This is a genomic window from Vibrio sp. Vb1554 (assembly GCF_033344235.1).
This window is the reverse complement of record NZ_JAWPOJ010000063.1, coordinates 1-5,235: the sequence shown is the minus strand read 5'-3', so window position 1 is coordinate 5,235 and position 5,235 is coordinate 1. Positions and strand designations below refer to the sequence as shown.

General features: G+C 38.1%; 5 protein-coding genes. 2 read left to right on the top strand and 3 right to left on the bottom strand.

What is annotated here, in order from left to right:
- Positions 1-37 precede the first annotated feature (37 nt).
- Complete coding sequence (locus R8N28_RS23480; protein ID WP_029832137.1) at positions 38-1,240, bottom strand: hypothetical protein; 1,203 nt, start codon at positions 1,238-1,240, stop codon at positions 38-40.
- 313 nt (positions 1,241-1,553) lie between these two features.
- On the opposite strand from R8N28_RS23480, the gene R8N28_RS23475 reads away from it, so the two are divergent.
- The gene (locus R8N28_RS23475) at positions 1,554-1,916 is read left to right on the top strand and encodes a hypothetical protein (protein ID WP_318183470.1); all 363 of its coding nucleotides are present in this window, start codon (positions 1,554-1,556) and stop codon (positions 1,914-1,916) included.
- 10 nt (positions 1,917-1,926) lie between these two features.
- Entirely contained in the window at positions 1,927-3,111 is a 1,185-nt protein-coding gene (locus R8N28_RS23470) for a site-specific integrase (RefSeq protein ID WP_318183469.1), read from the top strand.
- A 97-nt stretch (positions 3,112-3,208) separates the two neighbouring features.
- On the opposite strand, the gene R8N28_RS23465 is transcribed toward R8N28_RS23470, so the two are convergent.
- Together R8N28_RS23465 and R8N28_RS23460 are read right to left on the bottom strand one after the other, a co-directional pair.
- Positions 3,209-4,384, bottom strand: coding sequence for a DUF262 domain-containing protein (locus R8N28_RS23465; RefSeq protein WP_213912509.1), 1,176 nt, complete (start codon positions 4,382-4,384; stop codon positions 3,209-3,211).
- Entirely contained in the window at positions 4,384-5,127 is a 744-nt protein-coding gene (locus tag R8N28_RS23460; protein ID WP_318183468.1) for an FRG domain-containing protein, read from the bottom strand. The genes R8N28_RS23465 and R8N28_RS23460 overlap by 1 nt, the downstream gene beginning before the upstream one ends.
- Between the last annotated feature and the right edge of the window lie 108 nt (positions 5,128-5,235).

The window sequence follows — 5,235 nt, the reverse complement described above, 5'->3', positions numbered from 1 at the left end:
TAGGTGGTGGTTGCTAACTAAAGTGAGGAGCTTACAGTTAATTCACCTCTATATCGTTTATGGTTACCTTACCTAATGCTGTTTTAAACTTAGTAGTATAGTTTGCATTTTCATCCTTAACCCAAAGCTTTTGCCGTGCATGAGAAGGTACTTTAAACTTATCCATCAACTCAGGAGTGACTACAATATCTAGTTCTGAGTTTATTGAACGTTGTAATAAATCGTCGAATTCGTAGCTTTCTACGGTTTTATAATTCGCTTTATTTAAAGTGATATGACCACCCAAACTTGAGTCATTCAGATATAAATTGATATTAGAAAACGCAATCCCATCCCCCAAAATTTCTTTGAATAAATCTTCAATACGTGACTCGTTATTGCTCTCTAGCGCTGTACCTAGATCCATCAAAGTTGTTGTATTTAGCCCTTCAACGCTACCTTGCATACCAAATTTTGAGGACAGTAAAGTAATATCAGGCGAATCAAGATCAAACGTTCCAACTGTCCAGTTATAGTGTAGAGATGTTTTATCACTGACAACGGCTTCTGTTTTAAGCTGAATATCGCTGATATTCATACCACCTTTTCTTACTACCAGTTGTCCTTCATCAATTGTAAAAATAGATGATTGCAATGTTGGTTTAACAACGGTATCTAAAGATACTTTGCCCACATGAACACTCTCTTTACGCTCGGAAAAGTCAATGCTACTGATAGTAAATTGAGATGAGTTATCTTCGAGAGAACCAACTAGATTGAAGTTAATTTCACCTAACTTAAGTTGTGAACGAGAACCATCATTAATAACACCTACATTCAGGCTACTTTGAAGATCAATCGATTTATTATGAGGATTTAATGTATATTGGATATTTTCATTAAAAGATGTAACTTCTCGGATAAACTCAGCTGAGAGTCCTTTATCTTTAGGTAAACCTAATTGGCCTTCGACCTTTGTGCCAAAAAGGGCAACAGTTGCATCATGGTCTAAATAAACAGGTTGAGAATGGCGTTCTGCACCATCTTTTAAGTAAATAGCGAATTTTTGAGCTACTTTGTCGCCAATAAGCTTCGATTCTATTACCTGCACATCAATATAGCTATCACTGATGTCATGTGCCAAACGCTCTGTACTACGAATAAGCTCTTGAGCAACGTTCTCTATCATCAAATTATTTACGAAGTAACCACCAGTTCCACAGGCTGCTACCACAACAAACGCAACAATTGTTTTTTTCATTAACAAAATCAACCAATAAATTTAAAAGCATTACTATTCAATACGATAAATCAGCAAAACAGTGGGCATTTTGATGTTTCGTATATATTCGTGACCCAAGCCACATCCAATCGTTCCACATTATCCTCCATCACACATCTCTAACCGATTCACGGCTAAATGGGTAATATCTGGTGCTGGTTTACAGTAATGGACTCTTGAGGGGCTGGAGCTTGAGTTTGGTTATTAGAGACTCTCTGCTTAACTACATCCGAATCAGTAACGGGCTCAAACACATATTACTTCTATGATACCAATACTCATGGAGTTTAATATGAACAAGATCACTAATCTTCAACAAATCACAAGCCTACCTGTCACCACAGCCCTACAAGAACAAATCATATCCATACTCACCGAACCATTTCACGATGAAGCAGAAACCCAACAGGCATGGGATGAGCTGCAATGTGAGCTCTGGTTTCTCACATCAATTTCCGAAATATCTGCCGTCGTCGTCGACGATATCGAAAGGCTAAAACGAGCACTGACCTACACCGAATTCGAAGACGAGCTGGACTACGGAGCAATACTCGCCCTGAGCATTGTTGAGGACTCTGGTAAAGGTATTTACCTACTGATGCCTAAGACACTACTCACCGAATTACGCCAATACTTCTCCATCGAGAATGACTAAGGAGGGAGTGATGCAATCCCGAAAATTCAAATTCAATAAGCGCCAACTCGATTCACTACCACCGACGCCGCCGTCGAGCAAAAGTAAGGAAACTGAATACACTGACGAGTTGTGTAGTGGCCTAAAAATTATTATCAACCGACAAGGCCGACGTAGGTTCCTTTTCAGGTACACCTACAATCGGGTTAAAAAATCCATACAACTAGGTGAATATCCAGCGCTAGATATTGCCACCGCTCGCCAGATTGCCAATGACCATAAACGGGAAATTGCTCTAGGCAATGATCCCAAGGCGATTCGTGATGAGAAGCGTAACGTGCTCACTTTTCAAGAATTTGCGGAGCTGCACTACTTACCCTACGCCATGATGAATAAGCTCACCGCCAAAAGTGATGCAGGTAGTCTCAAGCTCCATTTCTATCCGAAATGGGGTAAGAAACCTCTTACTGATATTGGTCAGCAAGATATTCAGAAATTGTTGGACGGGTTACTAGAAGGTAGGAAACCTGCAACGGTCAACCGTCTACGTTCCTTAGTGCTTCGAATGTTCAGGCTGGCAATGGAATGGGGCTATGTTGATTCTAATCCCGGTCAGTACATCAGGAAGTTGAAGGAAAACAACGTCCGTCAACGTTTTCTATCACGGGCTGAGGTGTCCAGCTTCATCAAGGCATGTAACGAAGAACCGAATCGGACTCAAGCCAATGCGCTGAAATTTGCCCTGCTTACTGGGATGCGCATAGGTGAAATTACCGGTTCGAAATGGGAGTGCCTTACCGTCGACGACGACGGCAATTGGAGTCTATTTCTACCACACACGAAATCGGGGCTGTCGAGAACGGTCCTACTCAACCATCTAGCTAAGGAAGTCATCCATGATCAACGACGATTTCAACAACCGAAGAACCCCTATATCTTTGCCGGAGATGCACCCGGTAGACCAATCGCTCATCCTAAGAAGGCATTTGCTCGGATCAAGAAAGCAGCCGGGATTACGGACAACTTTCGAATTCATGATTTGAGGCACAGCTTCGCATCGATCCTTATCAACTCAGGTAATGCCACGCTCTATGATGTTCAGCATTTGTTGGGGCACCAGAGTCCTCAAACTAGTACGAGGTATGCTCATTTGGCTAGTTCGAGGCTTCGTGAGGTAAGTGCTAATGTGGCTGAATTGGTAAGTAATTCGAGCTAAATAGGGTATTTCTATATTGAAGGATATACTGAGGTAACACGCACAAAAGTTTGTTAGCTCATTGGGTTGAACCAATGAGCTAACCGTTAGATTTAACCTAAAGATCTAATGATGCTACAATAATATCCGTCAATTCTTTTATTTTTTCAGGGTTTGTTGTTGACGCATTGTAGTCTGGATCTTCTAGGTATGAATTAGCTAGGTTTTCACTTATTTTTAAGTGAAATCTTTCAAAAACATCATCCTGTAATAAATAGTCAAAGTTTATTTTTTCTTCCAAAGAATAAAAGACTGACGCTAGTATCATTGAAATTGAAACTTGGAATTTATTACCACGACTAGATATCCCGTAAATTTCTTTAGAAAAAGGTGATTTTGTAGATTCGCTTAACTTTTCAATAATTTCATTAAACTTAGAAAATTTAAATTTAGTTGACTCTAAAGCACTATCAATGAAATTGTCATCATGATTTTTTTCTAGAATATTTTTCTGCTTCATATAGTTTTCAGCATATTCTGGAGATTTTTTAGCTTCTTGTTCAATTCCATTTTCCAGAATACTAAGAATTACAAATATACTTTCTTGAACTTTTTTCTTTTGATATCTTTCCTTTGACACACCATAAGCCAACTTCAACTTAAATAGATGACTCTCTCCCTTTTCAGACAATAGTATTTTACAGAAATCATTAACCATGTCATTAACTTTGGAAGAGTATACTGCATGACGTATCTCTTGAGGTGTTAGTGGTTTTGTACCTTTGTTGTATCGACTAAAGATTTCTAGTTCAAAGTTTTCTCCAGGAAAGTCTCGAAATGTAATTGTTGAAATGTCACTACTTTGAATAAGATTCATTTCTTCTATTTCTAAATCATTAAAAAACTTACCTTCATAACCCAACTGTAAAATACCTAGTTCTTTAAGCTTAAACTCATTAGTCAAATATCTATAAAATGCTCTTAATCGATGCTGTCCATCTACAACATTTAATACAGGGACACCTTTCAATTTTTGGCTAGCTAAAAATATAGGCGGAATGGGGATCCCTAATAATATTGATTCAATTAGAGAACTTTCATCTGCAGGAGATGATCGATATTCCCTTTGGTAGTCGGGAGCTATAATGATAGCATCATTATATTTTAACTGTTCATCTTTTGATAAGCTATCTTCTTCAAGCTCTTGAAGTTCATACCCTTTATCAATTCTATCCTTGATTACTTGCAAAGGCATGTTTGTATTTTTTGGATTAATTCGGAATTGATCTAACATTACCTTTCCTCACGTTGATAATCTAAGATGTCTTGTTGAGTAACTATATCTTTTGCAATTGAAGATAGCTCAGGGTAAATATGTGTGAAGTTTATTCCCATACTATAAAGTGATGATAGTATTTCTCTTTTCTCTGAAGCATCTATTACAACTTTCTTCAATATGGTTTCATCTACGGTACCTTCCAAAGGTTCATCGTCGTCTTGAAATAATACAAATAGCCCCTTCTGAGCGTTGACTCTAGGGTTGATTTTCCGTGCTTGTATAACAAAAGGGCCTTCATGATCTTCATTATTGAAGAAGGGGGAGTCGTCAATAGTGATTATTTTACTTTGTTGCTTATTTTTATTGTTTAGCTCATTAGGGTTAAGGAAGTAAACGACAGCATCACTGTCATCACTACTAGAAAAAGCCTTTTCAACAGCAAAAAGCAAAGATGTCACGTGCGACGTGGTGAAGTCCATAAGTTTGGTAGGTACACCATAGTGCTGAGCATAAAGCATCCACTCAATATCATTCTTTACATCCCAAGGATTGGACATATATTGGTAGGAATTAATTTTAAAATTAGTAAGAAAGCTATTGATGGCTCGTTTCGTATATTTTCTTCTGCCATCTTCACGCCTAAGAGCTGAGGGAAGTAGTGGATAATCCTTAGATTGGCCACGAGATAATGAAAAACTAGGAGGTAGACTTTCAACAAACTCCATATATTGACTTAATTTGGCTATTTTCTCTTCCACAATAGTTTCCGATAACTTTGACGTTGTTCAGTACATTAGCTAATTTTACATAGATTTCAAAATTAACTCACGCATAAACATGCTTAAATGTGCATATCAACTAACCAC